The organism is Cereibacter sp. Soil_C_27 (assembly GCF_057657095.1).
Genome location: NZ_JBDGJD010000001.1, coordinates 407,959 through 420,813, shown reverse-complemented (window position 1 = coordinate 420,813; position 12,855 = coordinate 407,959). Strand labels below are relative to the sequence as shown.

Here is a 12,855-nt window from a genome sequence, read left to right as displayed (position 1 = left end):
TCGGGAGGCGTTGTTTCCTTGTGTTTTCAACCTGTTTTCCGGTCGCCGCGTTTTTGGGCAAGTTCGGGGTGCGAAAATATTAAGCCCGCCGTCAAGGGCCGATTCACCTTGCTCCCTGCCCTGCGTCGAGATGTCGATGTATGGTGCCGCTAACGGTCCTGTTCAACGCCCTTCCGGCAATGTCGTCCACTGGGCGCGGGCAAGGGCTGCGGCAGCCCCTCCAGCACCCGCAGGGGGCGGCGCACCACATCCCGCAGCCCGCCCCGCGTCGGGGCATAGACCTGCTTCGAGGCTTCCACCATCAGCACGCCTCCCGCCAGCCAGGGCGCGAACTTGCGCCCGCCGCTCTCCCAGAACTCCGCCGTCTTCAGCCAGAACCGCTGGCCCGAGGGCGGGGCGAACAGCGCCGCCAGCGAGCGTTCGGGGGTGAAGTTGTGCCGTTTCAGCTGGGTTTCGAGCTGCGCCAGCGAATAGGGCCGGCCAAAACCGAAGGGCGTCCCGTCGCGCCGCGCCCAGAGCCCCGAGCGCGAGGGCACGATGAACAGCGCCCTGCCCCCCGGCCCCAGCACGCGCCAGGCCTCGTCCAGCACCTCGGTCGGATGCTCAGAAGTCTCCAGCCCGTGCAGCATCACCAGCTTGTCGACCATCCCCGTCGCCAGCGGCCAATGCGTCTCCTCGCAGAGCGACGAGACGTTCTCCATCCCCGCGGGCCAGGGCATCACCCCCTGCGGCCCGGGCATCAGCGCGATCACCCGGCGGGCGCTGGCGAGGTAGGGGCGCAGCAGCGGCACGGAAAAACCGAAGCCCGCGACAGTCTGGCCTTGCGCCTCGGGCCAGAGCTTCTGCATCTGGTCGCGGATGGCCCGCTGCGCGACCCTGCCCAGCTGGGTCCGGTAGTAGAAGTTTCGCAGATCCAGCACGTCGAGATGCATTGCAGGCGGGGCCTTGTCCGGGCGACTTTCAGCGCCACACTACAACAGAAGAGAGGAAAGACCATGCCGCTTGAACTGGTGACGATCCCCTGCCTCAAGGACAATTACGCCTTCCTGATCCATGACGCGGCAAGCGGCGAGACCGCGGTGATCGACGTGCCCGAAGCCGCGCCGATCCGGGCGGCGCTGACCGCCCGCGGCTGGTCCCTCAGCCACATCCTGCTGACCCATCACCACGCCGACCACATCCAGGGCGTGGCCGACCTGCGCGAGGCCACCGGCGCCCGCGTGGTCGGCAATGCCGCCGACGCCCACCGCCTGCCGCCGCTCGATCTCGCCCTGACCGAGGGCGGCAGCATCGAGATCGGCGGCGAGCCGGGCCATGTCATCGACGTGCCGGGCCACACTGTCGGCCACATCGCCTTCCACTTCCCGGCATCCGAACTCGCCTTCACCGGCGACAGCCTGATGGCCATGGGCTGCGGCCGGCTGTTCGAGGGCACCCCCGACCAGATGTGGTCCAGCCTCTCGAAACTCGCAGCTCTGCCCGGTGACACCTTGATCTGCTCGGGCCATGAATATACTGAAGCCAACGCCCGCTTCGCCCGCACCCTTGAACCCGAAAATCCGGCGCTTATCTTCCGCTCAGGATCCATCGCCGCCGCCCGCAAGGACGGTCGCCCAACCGTTCCCTCCCAACTGGCCGAAGAACGGGCCACCAACCCCTTCATTCGCGCCCATCTGCCGGAGATGAAGGCCGCCCTCGGCATGACGGATGCCGCGGATGCCGTCGTTTTCGCCGCGATCCGCGCCCGGAAGGATAATTTCTGACGCTTCCGCGCAAAGACGATCACAATTTGCGTAGAGGCCGCAGGAAACCACACGGAGCGGGAAATAACACTTGAAGACCGGCGAATAAAACCGAACTTTAAACCTTACGAGGCCAAGGTTGCGAGAGGCCCTACGCCCCTCCGCCCGCAGGACAGGAGCACCCGAACGTGCCATCTTTTTCGAACACTCTCGAGCAAGCCATCCACGGCGCCCTGGCGCTTGCGAATGCCCGCCGCCACGAACTCGCAACCCTTGAACATCTCCTGCTGGCACTCATCGACGAACCCGACGCATCGCGGGTGATGAAGGCCTGTTCGGTCGATCTGGACGAGCTGCGAAAGACGCTGGTCGATTTCATCGACGATGACCTCTCGACGCTGGTCACCACCGTCGAGGGCTCCGAAGCCGTGCCGACCGCCGCCTTCCAGCGGGTCATCCAGCGCGCCGCGATCCATGTGCAGTCCTCCGGCCGCACCGAGGTGACCGGGGCCAACGTGCTGGTCGCGATCTTCGCCGAACGCGAGTCGAATGCCGCCTATTTCCTGCAGGAGCAGGACATGACCCGCTATGACGCGGTGAACTTCATCGCGCATGGCGTGGCCAAGGACCCCTCATACGGCGAGCCGCGGCCGGTTACCGGCGCGGAGGAACACCACGAAACGCCCAAGGCCGAAGCGGGCGAGGCGAAGGAATCCGCTTTGTCGAAATATTGCGTCGATCTGAACGTGAAGGCCCGCAAGGGTGACGTCGATCCGCTGATCGGCCGTGAAATGGAGGTCGAGCGCTGCATCCAGGTGCTCTGCCGCCGCCGCAAGAACAACCCGCTCCTCGTGGGCGATCCCGGCGTCGGCAAGACCGCCATCGCCGAGGGCCTGGCCTGGAAGATCATCAACGGCGAAACGCCCGAGATCCTCGCCTCGGCCACCATCTTCTCGCTCGACATGGGCGCGCTGCTGGCCGGCACCCGCTACCGCGGCGATTTCGAGGAGCGGCTGAAGGCCGTGGTCAAGGAGATGGAGGATCACCCCGATGCGATCCTCTTCATCGACGAGATCCACACCGTGATCGGCGCCGGGGCGACTTCCGGCGGCGCGATGGACGCCTCCAACCTGCTGAAGCCCGCGCTGCAGGGCGGCAAGCTGCGCTGCATGGGTTCGACCACCTACAAGGAATACCGCCAGCACTTCGAAAAGGACCGCGCGCTCAGCCGCCGGTTCCAGAAGATCGACGTGAACGAACCTTCGGTCGAAGACACCGTGAAGATCCTCATGGGCCTCAAGCCCTATTTCGAGGAGCATCACGACCTGCGCTACACCCAGGACGCCATCCGCTCGGCGGTGGAGCTTTCGGCGCGCTACATCCATGACCGCAAGCTGCCCGACAAGGCGATCGACGTGATCGACGAGGCGGGCGCCGCCCAGCATCTGCTGAGCGACAGCAAGCGGCGCAAGACCATCGGTCCGAAGGAGATCGAGGCGGTCGTCGCCAAGATCGCCCGCATCCCGCCGAAATCGGTCAGCAAGGACGATGCCGAGGTGCTGCGCGATCTGGAGAAGACGCTGAAGCGCGTCGTCTTCGGGCAGGACCGCGCCATCGAATCGCTGTCCTCGGCGATCAAGCTGGCCCGCGCCGGCCTGCGCGAGCCGGAAAAGCCGATCGGCAACTACCTGTTCGCCGGCCCGACCGGCGTCGGCAAGACCGAGGTGGCCAAGCAACTGGCCTCGATTCTCGGGGTGGAGCTGCTGCGCTTCGACATGTCGGAATACATGGAGAAACACGCGGTCTCCCGCCTGATCGGCGCGCCTCCGGGCTATGTCGGCTTCGATCAGGGCGGCATGCTGACCGATGGCGTCGACCAGCACCCGCATTGCGTGCTGCTGCTCGACGAGATGGAGAAGGCGCATCCGGATGTCTACAACATCCTGCTGCAGGTCATGGACCACGGCAAGCTGACCGACCACAACGGCCGGACGGTGGATTTCCGCAACGTGATCCTGATCATGACCTCCAACGCCGGGGCGTCCGAACTGGCGAAATCGGCCATCGGCTTCGGTCGCGAGCGCCGCACCGGCGAGGATACCGCCGCCATCGAGCGGACCTTCACGCCGGAGTTCCGCAACCGTCTCGACGCCGTGGTGTCCTTCGCCCCGCTCGGCAAGGAGATCATCCTGCAGGTGGTCGAGAAGTTCGTGCTGCAGCTCGAGGCCCAGCTGATGGACCGCAACGTGCATATCGAGCTCTCGCCGGAAGCGGCGCTCTGGCTCGGCGACAAGGGCTATGACGACAAGATGGGCGCCCGCCCGCTGGGTCGCGTGATCCAGGAGCACATCAAGAAGCCGCTGGCGGAAGAGCTGCTGTTCGGCAAGCTGATGAAGGGCGGCGTGGTGCGCGTCGGCGTCAAGGACGACGCCATCGAGCTGACGATCGAAGAGCCGCAGAAACCGCGCCTCACCGGCAGCAAGCCGCCGCTGCTCACCGCCGAGTGACCGCAGCGCCAGATCAGGAAGGGCGGGGGAAACCCCGCCCTTTTTCGTTGTGGGGTCGCGGCGGGGTGGCGGAGAAGCCCGACCGACGTGACGGGAATCCGGGCGACGGATGAAGCTGCAGTGAAGCCTTGTCCGGGTCGGCGACCGGCACAACGGCGGCGTCGGAGCGCGGTGGGGTGGAACCCCACCCTACGTTTCCCGGGACGAACCGTTCGAACGTCGGGAGGCGATGGTGGGGCAGTACCCCACCCTACGAGGCTCCCGAACGTAGGGTGGGGTTTTACCCCACCCGCCGCAAGCCCGAACCAAGCGTAGGGGCGCTTCCTCCCGGAGCCTCCGGCAACTCCGGCGCGGCCCGCCCTTACCGCTCCGTCAGCTTCAACTCGATCCGCCGGTTCTGCGCCCGCGCGTCCGGCGTCGCGCCCTCCATCACCGGGCGGTACTCGCCGAAGCCCGTCGCCGCCAGCCGCGAAGGCGGGAAGCCGAGCCCGTATTGCATGTAGCGCACGACCGACAGCGCCCGCGCCTGGCTCAGCTCCCAGTTGTCGGCGAACTCGCCCAACCCCGAGAGCGGCACGTCGTCGGTGTGGCCGTCCACCCGGATGATCCAGTCGATCCCCGGCGGGATCTCGTCCGCCACCTCCAGGAGCGTGCTCACCACCCGCTCGATCTGCGCCCGGCCCTCGGAGGACAGATCGGCCGAGCCTGCCGTGAACAGTACCTCCGAGGAGAAGACGAAGCGGTCACCGACGATCCGCACCCCCTCGCGCCCGGCCAGCACCTGCCGCAGCTGGCCGAAGAACTCCGAGCGGAACTTCTCCAGATTGGCCGCCTCCGCCTCCAGCCGCTTGCGCTCGGCCTCCTCCATCTGCGCCCGCCGCCGCTGCTCCGACGCGACCTGCGCCAGCGCCGAATTGAGCTGCGTTCCCAAGGCCTGCAGCTGCACCTGCGAGGCCGCATCCTGCTCTGCCGCCGCATCCAGCAAACCCTGCAGCGACCCGAGCTGCGCCCGCAGGGCCGAGATCTGCTCGTTCAGCAACGTCACCCGCCGCGCGCTCTCCTGCGTCTGCTCCTGCTCCTTCGACAGCGCCTCCTGCGCCGCGGCCAAGAGCGCCTGCCGCTGCTCCTGCCCGGTCAGGGCCTGGGCCGCCTGCGTCTTGGCGGCGGCGAGCAGGGTCAGCGTGTCCTCGGCCCGCTTGCGCTGTTCCTCCAGCGCCAGCGTCATCGCCGTCAGCTCGGCATCGGACGAGGCGAGCCGGGCGCGCAGCGCCTCGGCAGCGGCGGCATCGGCCAGCCGCGCCTCCTCCTCCGCCGAAAGCTTCGTCTGCGTCTCGGTCAGCTCGGTCCGGGCCGCGGTCAGCGCCGTCTCGCCCTCGGCCACCTTGCTGCGCAGATCGGCCACCAGCGCGTCCAGCGCCTCGCGCCGGGCCGCCGCCAGCCGTGCGGCCTCGGCGCCCGCGTCGATCTCGGTCCGGGCCTGCGCCAGCGCCAGTTGCAGCGCCTCCTGCTCCGAGATCAGCCGCGCCTCCGCTGCCTTCAGCGCGTCCACCGTCGCCGTCAGCGCCGTCGCCTCGCCCCGCGCCTTGTCGCGGTCGGCCAGGAGCGTCGCAACCTGCGCCTCGAAGGAGGTGATCCGCGCCGAAGCCGCCTGCAGGTCGCTCTCCCGCGCCGCCAGCGTGCTGGTCAGCGTGGCGATCAGCGCCGATTGCCGCTCGCCCTCGCTCTGCGCCGCCGTCAGCTGATTGCCCAGTTGCCCGACCTCGCTCTCCAGCTCGGCGCTGCGCTGCTGCTCCAGCCCCAGGGCATCGGCGAGGCTGGCGATCTGGTCGGTCAGCGAATCGAGCTCGCTGTCCTGGGTGGTGATGGTCTCGCGCAGCACCGATTGCACGACGAGGAAGATCGTCAGCACGAACATCAGCACCAGAAGAAGCGCCGTCATCGCATCGACGAAACCGGGCCAGATGTTGGACTCGCGCCGCCCTCCCCGTCTCAGCAGGGCCATGGCCTAGCCCCGCCCGACAGCGCTGCGCGACAGTTGCCGCACCGCGCCGGTCAGCGCCGCGAGATCGCTGCGCAGGTCCGACACGCTCTCCTGCCGCCCGGCGGCGATCTCTTCGAGGATGCGCAGCAGCTGCACGTCGATCGAGCGCAGCCGCATCCGGCTTTCCGCATCCGACAGCGCCGCATGTTCCGCCGAGCCGAGCGCGGCTACCAGCCGCTCCTGCCCCGCCGCGACCCGCTCCATCGCCGCGGTCTGGCCCGTGGTGCCGCTGTCGAGATGGCTCGTCAGCCGTTCCACCGCCACCGCCAGCGCGCCGATCCGCTCGTCCACCAGCGCCCGGCTGGATTCGGACTGGGCATAGAGCGTCTGCATCGCATCCATCTGCACGGCCATCTGGTCGAGGATGCCGAAGATCGCGCCCTGATCGCCGTGTTCGCCGTCGAGCCCCGAGTCCGGCCCGGCATAGCCGAGCTTGGTGATGGTCGAGAGCCACTCTTCCAGCTCGCGGTAGAAGCGGTTCTGCCCATGCCCCGCAAAGAGCTCGAGCAGCCCGACGACCAGCGAGCCCGCAAGGCCCAGAAGCGAGGAGGAGAAGGCCGTGCCCATGCCGCCGAGCTGGTTCTCCAGCCCGCCCATCAGCTTCGAGAACACATCGACCCCGGTCTCGCCATCCCTCGGCGACAGCGAGCGGATCGTCTCGACCAGCGCGGGGACAGTGGTGGCCAGCCCGTAGAAAGTGCCGAGCAGCCCGAGGAAGATCAGCAGGCTGCCGAGGTAATGGGTGACATCGCGCTGCTCGTCGAGCCGCGTCGCCACCGAGTCGAGGATCGAGCGCGAGCTGGTGGACGAGATCTGCATCCGCGCCCCGCGCGAGCGCAGCAGCGCGGCCAGCGGCGCCAGCAGGCTCGGCGCCGGGGCGATGTCCTGCCCCGGGCGCTGGCGGACGAAATCCTCCAGCCAGTCGATCGAGCGCATCAGCCGGAACACATGCAGGAAGCAGATGCAGACGCCGAACAGGAAGACGAAGCCGATGAAGCCGTTCAGCCAGGGCTTGGCCATGAACAGCCCAAGCAGCTTGGAATAGGCCAGAACGATCCCTGTCCCGACCAGAGCGGTCACGATCAGCATCAGAACGATCTGCCGCACGGGCTGCGTGAACAGGGGATGAGCCGCGGAAGTCTTTTCCATCAAGCGCCGACGAACCTTGTAACTTTCCCCGGACAATAGGCGTGCGACCGCCGACTGCCAACCGACAATGATGTCAAGACGCCCGGGCGTTGCCCAATTCGCGCACCCTGTGTGACAACCAGCGCAGATCGGCATCGGCGATCCCGAGGCTTTCGAGGTGATCGGCGGTGTTCCACAGGTAGTCCCGGTTCGGCCCCCGCCCGCCCGTGGCCCGCGCGATGATCTCCGCCTGCTCCTCCAGCCCCAGCCCGCCGCAATACTGCACATGGCCGGGGTCGATCACATAGGCCAGCGTCTCCACCTGCCCGCCCGTCGCCAGCGTCACCGGCAGGCGGATCTCCAGATAGGCCGAGGAGATCAGCTCGCGTTCGCGCAGCGCCGCCAGCGTTTCGGCCTCGGCGCCTTCGGCCACCTGAAACGCCACCCCGTCGCAATGCGCGCCCTCCGCCCGGTCCAGCGCCAGCACCAGCCCCGGCTCCGCCTCGCTGCCGCGGTGGTGGATCGAGCGCATGCAGAAGCTGCGGTGCCAGCCCTCCAGCCGCGCCACCACTGCCTGCGCCACCGGGAACTCCGGGTTCCAGATCAACGAGCCATATCCGAAGACCCAAAGCCGTTCCATGCACTGTTCCTTTCGCGACGGGCCTTGTAGACATCAGGACAGGGCAGATGGGAAGAGGCTGGCATGCGCGCACTCCTGACTTTGGTTCTCGTGGCCGCGGCACTCTGGGCGGGCTACTGGTTCGTCGGCTCCCGCGCGCTGGAACGCTCGGCCGAGGCGTGGTTCGCGGCACAGGCCGATCAGGGCCGCATCGCCGAACGCGAGAGCCTGACCGTCGCGGGCTTTCCCAGCCGCTTCGATCTCACCGTGACCGAGCCGCATCTGGAAGACCCGGCCAGCGGCTTCGGCTGGCGCGCGCCCTTCGCGCAGGTCTTCACCCTGACCTACAAGCCCTGGCACCTGATCGCCGCCCTGCCCAACAGCCAGACGCTGATCGCCCCCGGGCAGGAGATCACGCTCGACTCCACCCGCCTGCGCGGCAGCCTGATCGTCACGCCGAACACCTCGCTCGCCCTCGACCGCATCGCCATCTCCGGCGAGAATCTGGCCGCCCGCTCCTCGCAGGGCTGGAGCCTCGGCGCCACCGAGGCGCGCTTCGCCACACGGCAGATCGACGATGACCCCAGCCGGCACGAGGTCGGGATCGACATCACCGCCCTCGCCCCCGACGCCCGCCTGCTGAGCGCCGCCGCCGAGGCCGGCCTGCCCCCGGTGATCGACAGCGCCAAGCTCTCCGCCCTTCTCGGCTTCACCGCACCGCTCGACCGCCACGCGGGCGAGACCCGCCCCGAACTGGCCAGCCTCGAGCTGAACGAGACCCTGATCGCCTGGGGCGACCTCAGGCTCTTCGCCACCGGCAGGCTCACCGTCACGGCCGGCATCCCCGAAGGCCGCATCGACTTCCGGCTGGAGAACTGGCGCAAGGCCGTCAGCCTCGCCGTGGCGCTCGGCCTCATCAAGCCCGAGGTCGCCCCGACATGGGAGCGGATGCTGGGCCTTCTGGCCGCGCAATCGGCGGATGCGGAAAAGCTGGATGTGCCGCTGATCTTCACCGAGGGCCGGATGAGCCTCGGCCCCCTGCCCCTCGGTCCGGCGCCGACCCTCGCTCAGCGGCAATAGGCCGAGCGGCGCTGGATCGTGTCGAAATGCAGGTGATCCTCGTGGAAACCGTCTGACCCCGGCCCCAGCGTCGTGCCGAAGATGCCGCAGGCCGCCTTGTGCGCCTTCTGCATCCCGCGCCCGGCCTTGCTGCGCCAGTCGCCCTCCACGGTCAGCGTCTGGCCATTGGCCAGCGTGATCCCCGAGATGTCGATCGCCTTGCCGCGGCCATGCTCGCTGATCGGCGCGCCGCGCTGGTTGTTGCGGCTGCGGCAGGTATAGGCCCCCGCCACCTGCAGCGCCATCACATCGCCCATGGCCGGGCGCACCGCGCGCTGCACCCAGATCTTCAGCGCCTTGGCGGTGGAGCAATCGACCGTCGCCGCCATGCTCAGCTTCACCCCGTCCACCGACGTGATCTTCACCGGCTCGTCGATGCCGCAGCCGCGCAGCTTGCCGGTGATCGGCGCCAGCACCTCGCCCCGGATCGCCGGGTCACCACAGACCGACCCCTTGCGCGGCTGCACCAGCGCCGCGCCGGGCTTGGTGCGCACCGCGGCGGCAGGCACCACGGCCTCGGGCGGGCGCGCCTTGGGGCGGAACATCCGGGCCAGCAGACCGGGCTTCGCCGCCTCGACCTGCGGCGCGGGTGCAGCAAAGGCCAGAACCGGGGCTGCGGGGGCGACGGGCACAGCTGCCTCGGGCAAGGCAGGCCGGGCGCGCGGGCGGATCGAGCTTGCCGCGGCCAGCACCACCGGCGCTTCGGTCGCCGCCTCGGGCCGGGGCATCGGGCGGATCGAGGCTTCGGGAGCCTTGGCCGAAACGGCCCCTGCCGTCATTGCGCACAAAGCGACCGTCGCCACGAGGTTCCGCATCCGTCAGCCTTTCCCTGTTGGTCCCGCCTCGGACGAGCGTCCGAAGTCGGGGGCCGCTGTGTCCTGCCCCGCCTCGATGATGCCGCGCCGGATGGCCCGGGTCCGGGTGAAATAGTCGTGCAGATGATCGCCATCGCCCAGCCGGATCGCCCGCTGCAGCGCGAAGAGCTCTTCGGTGAACCGTCCCAGAATGTCGAGCGTCGCTTCCTTGTTTGTCAAGAACACGTCGCGCCACATCGTCGGGTCCGAGGCCGCGATCCGGGTAAAGTCGCGGAAACCCGCCGCCGAATAGCGGATCACCTCCGAATCCGTCACCCGCCGCAGGTCGTCGGCGACGCCCACCATCGTATAGGCGATCAGGTGCGGCGTGTGGCTGGTCACCGCCAGCACGAGGTCATGGTGCGGCGCGTCCATCGTATCGACATTGGCGCCCATCGCCTCCAGCAGACTGCGCAGCCGCGCCACCGCCGCATCGGCCTCGCCCTCGCAGGGGGTCAGCAGCCACCAGCGGTTGCGGAACAGCGTGGCAAAGCCCGAGCGTGGGCCGGAATGTTCGGTGCCCGCCAGCGGATGCCCGGGGATGAAATGCACGCCTTCCGGGATATGCGGCTGCACGGCGGCAATCACCGCCTGCTTCACCGACCCCACATCGGTCACCGTCGCGCCTTGGGCCAGATGCGGCGCGATCTCGGCGGCGATCTCGCCCATCGCCCCCACCGGCACCGCCAGCACCACCAGATCCGCGCCCTGCACCGCCTCGGCCGCCGTCTCGTACACCCGGTCGCAGATCCCGATCTCCAGCGCCGCCGCCCGCGTCTCGGCGCTGCGGGCATGGCCGACGATCTCGCCCGCCAGCCCGCCCTGCCGCATGGCATGCGCCATCGACGAGGCGATCAGCCCGAGGCCGATCAGCGCCACCCGCTGGTAGATCGCCATCAGCGCAGCCCCTTGAACTGGGCGATGGCATGGGCGACCCGGCGTGACGAGGCCTCGTCGCCGATGGTGATGCGCAGGCAATGCGGCAGCTTGTAGCTGCTCACCCGCCGCACGATCAGCCCCTGCGACTGCAGGAAATTGTCGCAGGCCTCGGCCTCCTCGGCATCGGCAAAGCGGGCGAGGATGAAATTGGCCATCGACGTGTCGGAAGGCACGCCGATCTCGGCCAGCGCCTCGGCCAGCCAGATGCGCCAGCGCGCGTTCTCGGCCCGGCAGCGGTTGACGTGCTCCTGATCGCGCACCGCCGCCTCGGCCACCTCGAGCTGCGTGGTCGACAGGTTGAACGGCCCGCGGATGCGGTTGAGCACATCGATGATCGGCTTCGGCCCGTAGCCCCAGCCGATGCGGAGCCCGCCGAGCCCGTAGATCTTCGAGAAGGTCCGCGTCATCACCACATTGCCGCGCTCCTCGATCAGCGCGAGCCCGGCATCGAAGCCCGGCACATATTCGGCATAGGCCCCGTCCAGCACCAGAATGGCCTGCGGCGGCAGCCCCGCCGCCAGCCGCGCCACATCGGCGGCGCCGATCATTGTGCCGGTCGGGTTGTTCGGGTTGGCGATGAACACCAGCCGCGTCCGCGGCGTGCAGGCCGCCAGCAGCGCATCGACATCCGTCGTCCGCTCGCGCTCCGGCACCTCCACCGGCGTCGCCCCCACGGCCAGCGCCGAGATGCGGTACATCAGGAAGCCATGCTCGGTGAACAGCACCTCGTCGCGCGGCCCGGCATAGGCCTGCATCAGGAAGGTGATGATCTCGTCCGACCCGCAGCCGCAGATCACCCGGTCGGGGTCGAGCCCGTGCACCTCGGCGATGGCCTGGCGCAGCGGGGCGTGATCGGTCGAGGGATAGCGGTGCAGCGAATGGACCGAGCGCAGGAAGACTTCCTTGGCCTTGGCCGAGGGACCGAAGGGGTTCTCATTGGACGACAGCTTCAGCGCGTTGCTGATGCCGGCGAGATGCGACTTGCCGCCCTCGTAAAGGGCAATGTCAAGGATACCGGGCTGCGGGCGGATTGCGTCGGACATGGGTTACCTCTCGTGCCTGCGGGTTCTAGCCGCCGGGGCACGCTCTGGCCAGCGCGAAGTTGCGCAAGCGGCGTCTCCCCCCTTGACAGGCGGGGCGCTGCGGCGATCCGGCGCCAGCGCCGGATGGACATCCGAAAACGACAAGGGCCGCCGCGGTCTCCCGCGACGGCCCCGGATCTGGCGGAAAGCCGGATCAGTTCTTGGCGTAGAATTCGACGACGAGGTTCGGCTCCATCACGACCGGATAGGGCACATCGCCCAGACCCGGGGTGCGGACGAATTTCACCGTCAGCTTGGAGTTGTCGACTTCCAGATAGTCCGGCACGTCGCGCTCGGTCAGCTGGATCGCTTCCAGGATGATGGCCAGCTGACGCGACTTCTCGCGGACGGCGATGATGTCGCCTTCCTTCACGCGGTAGGAGCCGATGTTCACCCGGACGCCGTTCACGGTCACGTGGCCGTGGTTCACGAACTGGCGGGCGGCGAAGATGGTCGGAACCAGCTTGGCACGGTAGACGATCGCATCCAGACGACGCTCGAGCAGACCCACGAGCATCTCGCCGGTGTCACCCTTCACGCGCTCGGCTTCGGCGAAGATCTTGCGGAACTGCTTTTCGGTCAGGTCGCCGTAGTAGCCCTTCAGCTTCTGCTTGGCGCGCAGCTGCGTGCCGAAGTCGGAAAGCTTGTTCTTGCGGCGCTGGCCGTGCTGGCCGGGGCCGTATTCGCGCTTGTTCACCGGGGACTTCGGACGGCCCCAGATGTTTTCGCCCATACGGCGGTCAATCTTGTGCTTGGCAGACGTGCGTTTTGTCACGGCTGATCTCCTTCATACGTTGCGAAGGGCGTTGTCCTTTCCCCGAAGG

The 12,855-nt window shown here is 68.3% G+C and carries 11 protein-coding genes; 3 read left to right on the top strand and 8 right to left on the bottom strand.

Annotated features, from left to right (window positions below):
• Positions 1-149: 149 nt before the first annotated feature.
• A complete protein-coding gene (locus AC3A5Z_RS02055) occupies positions 150-932 on the bottom strand; it encodes a class I SAM-dependent methyltransferase (protein WP_487517747.1) in 783 nt (260 codons plus the stop codon).
• Between the two features lie 63 nt (positions 933-995).
• Between AC3A5Z_RS02055 and gloB the strand changes: the two genes are divergently transcribed.
• On the top strand, positions 996-1,763 hold the full coding sequence (gloB, locus tag AC3A5Z_RS02050) for a hydroxyacylglutathione hydrolase (protein ID WP_487517746.1): 768 nt from the start codon (positions 996-998) through the stop codon (positions 1,761-1,763).
• A gap of 167 nt (positions 1,764-1,930) precedes the next feature.
• Complete coding sequence (gene clpA / locus AC3A5Z_RS02045; protein WP_487517745.1) at positions 1,931-4,249, top strand: ATP-dependent Clp protease ATP-binding subunit ClpA; 2,319 nt, start codon at positions 1,931-1,933, stop codon at positions 4,247-4,249.
• A 361-nt stretch (positions 4,250-4,610) separates the two neighbouring features.
• On the opposite strand, the gene AC3A5Z_RS02040 is transcribed toward clpA, so the two are convergent.
• From AC3A5Z_RS02040 to AC3A5Z_RS02030, 3 genes are all read right to left on the bottom strand, one after another.
• Positions 4,611-6,251, bottom strand: coding sequence for a peptidoglycan -binding protein (locus AC3A5Z_RS02040; RefSeq protein ID WP_487517744.1), 1,641 nt, complete (start codon positions 6,249-6,251; stop codon positions 4,611-4,613).
• Between the two features lie 3 nt (positions 6,252-6,254).
• On the bottom strand, positions 6,255-7,439 hold the full coding sequence (locus AC3A5Z_RS02035; RefSeq protein ID WP_487517743.1) for a biopolymer transporter ExbB: 1,185 nt from the start codon (positions 7,437-7,439) through the stop codon (positions 6,255-6,257).
• Positions 7,440-7,512: 73 nt separating this feature from the next.
• Entirely contained in the window at positions 7,513-8,058 is a 546-nt protein-coding gene (locus AC3A5Z_RS02030; protein WP_487517742.1) for a gamma-glutamylcyclotransferase, read from the bottom strand.
• Positions 8,059-8,121: 63 nt separating this feature from the next.
• Between AC3A5Z_RS02030 and AC3A5Z_RS02025 the strand changes: the two genes are divergently transcribed.
• Positions 8,122-9,117 (top strand): DUF2125 domain-containing protein, encoded by a 996-nt coding sequence (locus tag AC3A5Z_RS02025; protein ID WP_487517741.1) that lies wholly within the window; start codon positions 8,122-8,124, stop codon positions 9,115-9,117.
• Here the strand turns inward: AC3A5Z_RS02025 and AC3A5Z_RS02020 are convergent.
• The 4 genes from AC3A5Z_RS02020 to rpsD all read right to left on the bottom strand — a co-directional run bounded on the left by AC3A5Z_RS02020 (position 9,105) and on the right by rpsD (position 12,806).
• The gene (locus tag AC3A5Z_RS02020) at positions 9,105-9,971 is read right to left on the bottom strand and encodes an extensin-like domain-containing protein (RefSeq protein ID WP_487517740.1); all 867 of its coding nucleotides are present in this window, start codon (positions 9,969-9,971) and stop codon (positions 9,105-9,107) included. The genes AC3A5Z_RS02025 and AC3A5Z_RS02020 overlap by 13 nt on opposite strands.
• A 3-nt stretch (positions 9,972-9,974) precedes the next feature.
• Positions 9,975-10,907, bottom strand: a complete 933-nt coding sequence (locus AC3A5Z_RS02015) for a prephenate/arogenate dehydrogenase family protein (protein WP_487517739.1) — start codon at positions 10,905-10,907, stop codon at positions 9,975-9,977.
• Complete coding sequence (gene hisC / locus AC3A5Z_RS02010) at positions 10,907-11,992, bottom strand: histidinol-phosphate transaminase (protein WP_487517738.1); 1,086 nt, start codon at positions 11,990-11,992, stop codon at positions 10,907-10,909. The genes AC3A5Z_RS02015 and hisC overlap by 1 nt, the downstream gene beginning before the upstream one ends.
• Before the next feature lie 193 nt (positions 11,993-12,185).
• Entirely contained in the window at positions 12,186-12,806 is a 621-nt protein-coding gene (gene rpsD / locus AC3A5Z_RS02005) for a 30S ribosomal protein S4 (RefSeq protein WP_487517737.1), read from the bottom strand.
• Positions 12,807-12,855 lie beyond the last annotated feature (49 nt).

Bases quoted from the DNA above. Each gene is read 5' to 3' on its own strand.
- AC3A5Z_RS02055 (WP_487517747.1), bottom strand. From the start codon at position 932: ATGCATCTCGACGTGCTGGATCTGCGAAACTTCTACTACCGGACCCAG.
- gloB (WP_487517746.1), top strand. From the start codon at position 996: ATGCCGCTTGAACTGGTGACGATCCCCTGCCTCAAGGACAATTACGCC.
- AC3A5Z_RS02040 (WP_487517744.1), bottom strand. From the start codon at position 6,251: ATGGCCCTGCTGAGACGGGGAGGGCGGCGCGAGTCCAACATCTGGCCC.
- AC3A5Z_RS02035 (WP_487517743.1), bottom strand. From the start codon at position 7,439: ATGGAAAAGACTTCCGCGGCTCATCCCCTGTTCACGCAGCCCGTGCGG.
- AC3A5Z_RS02030 (WP_487517742.1), bottom strand. From the start codon at position 8,058: ATGGAACGGCTTTGGGTCTTCGGATATGGCTCGTTGATCTGGAACCCG.
- AC3A5Z_RS02025 (WP_487517741.1), top strand. From the start codon at position 8,122: ATGCGCGCACTCCTGACTTTGGTTCTCGTGGCCGCGGCACTCTGGGCG.
- AC3A5Z_RS02020 (WP_487517740.1), bottom strand. From the start codon at position 9,971: ATGCGGAACCTCGTGGCGACGGTCGCTTTGTGCGCAATGACGGCAGGG.
- AC3A5Z_RS02015 (WP_487517739.1), bottom strand. From the start codon at position 10,907: ATGGCGATCTACCAGCGGGTGGCGCTGATCGGCCTCGGGCTGATCGCC.
- hisC (WP_487517738.1), bottom strand. From the start codon at position 11,992: ATGTCCGACGCAATCCGCCCGCAGCCCGGTATCCTTGACATTGCCCTT.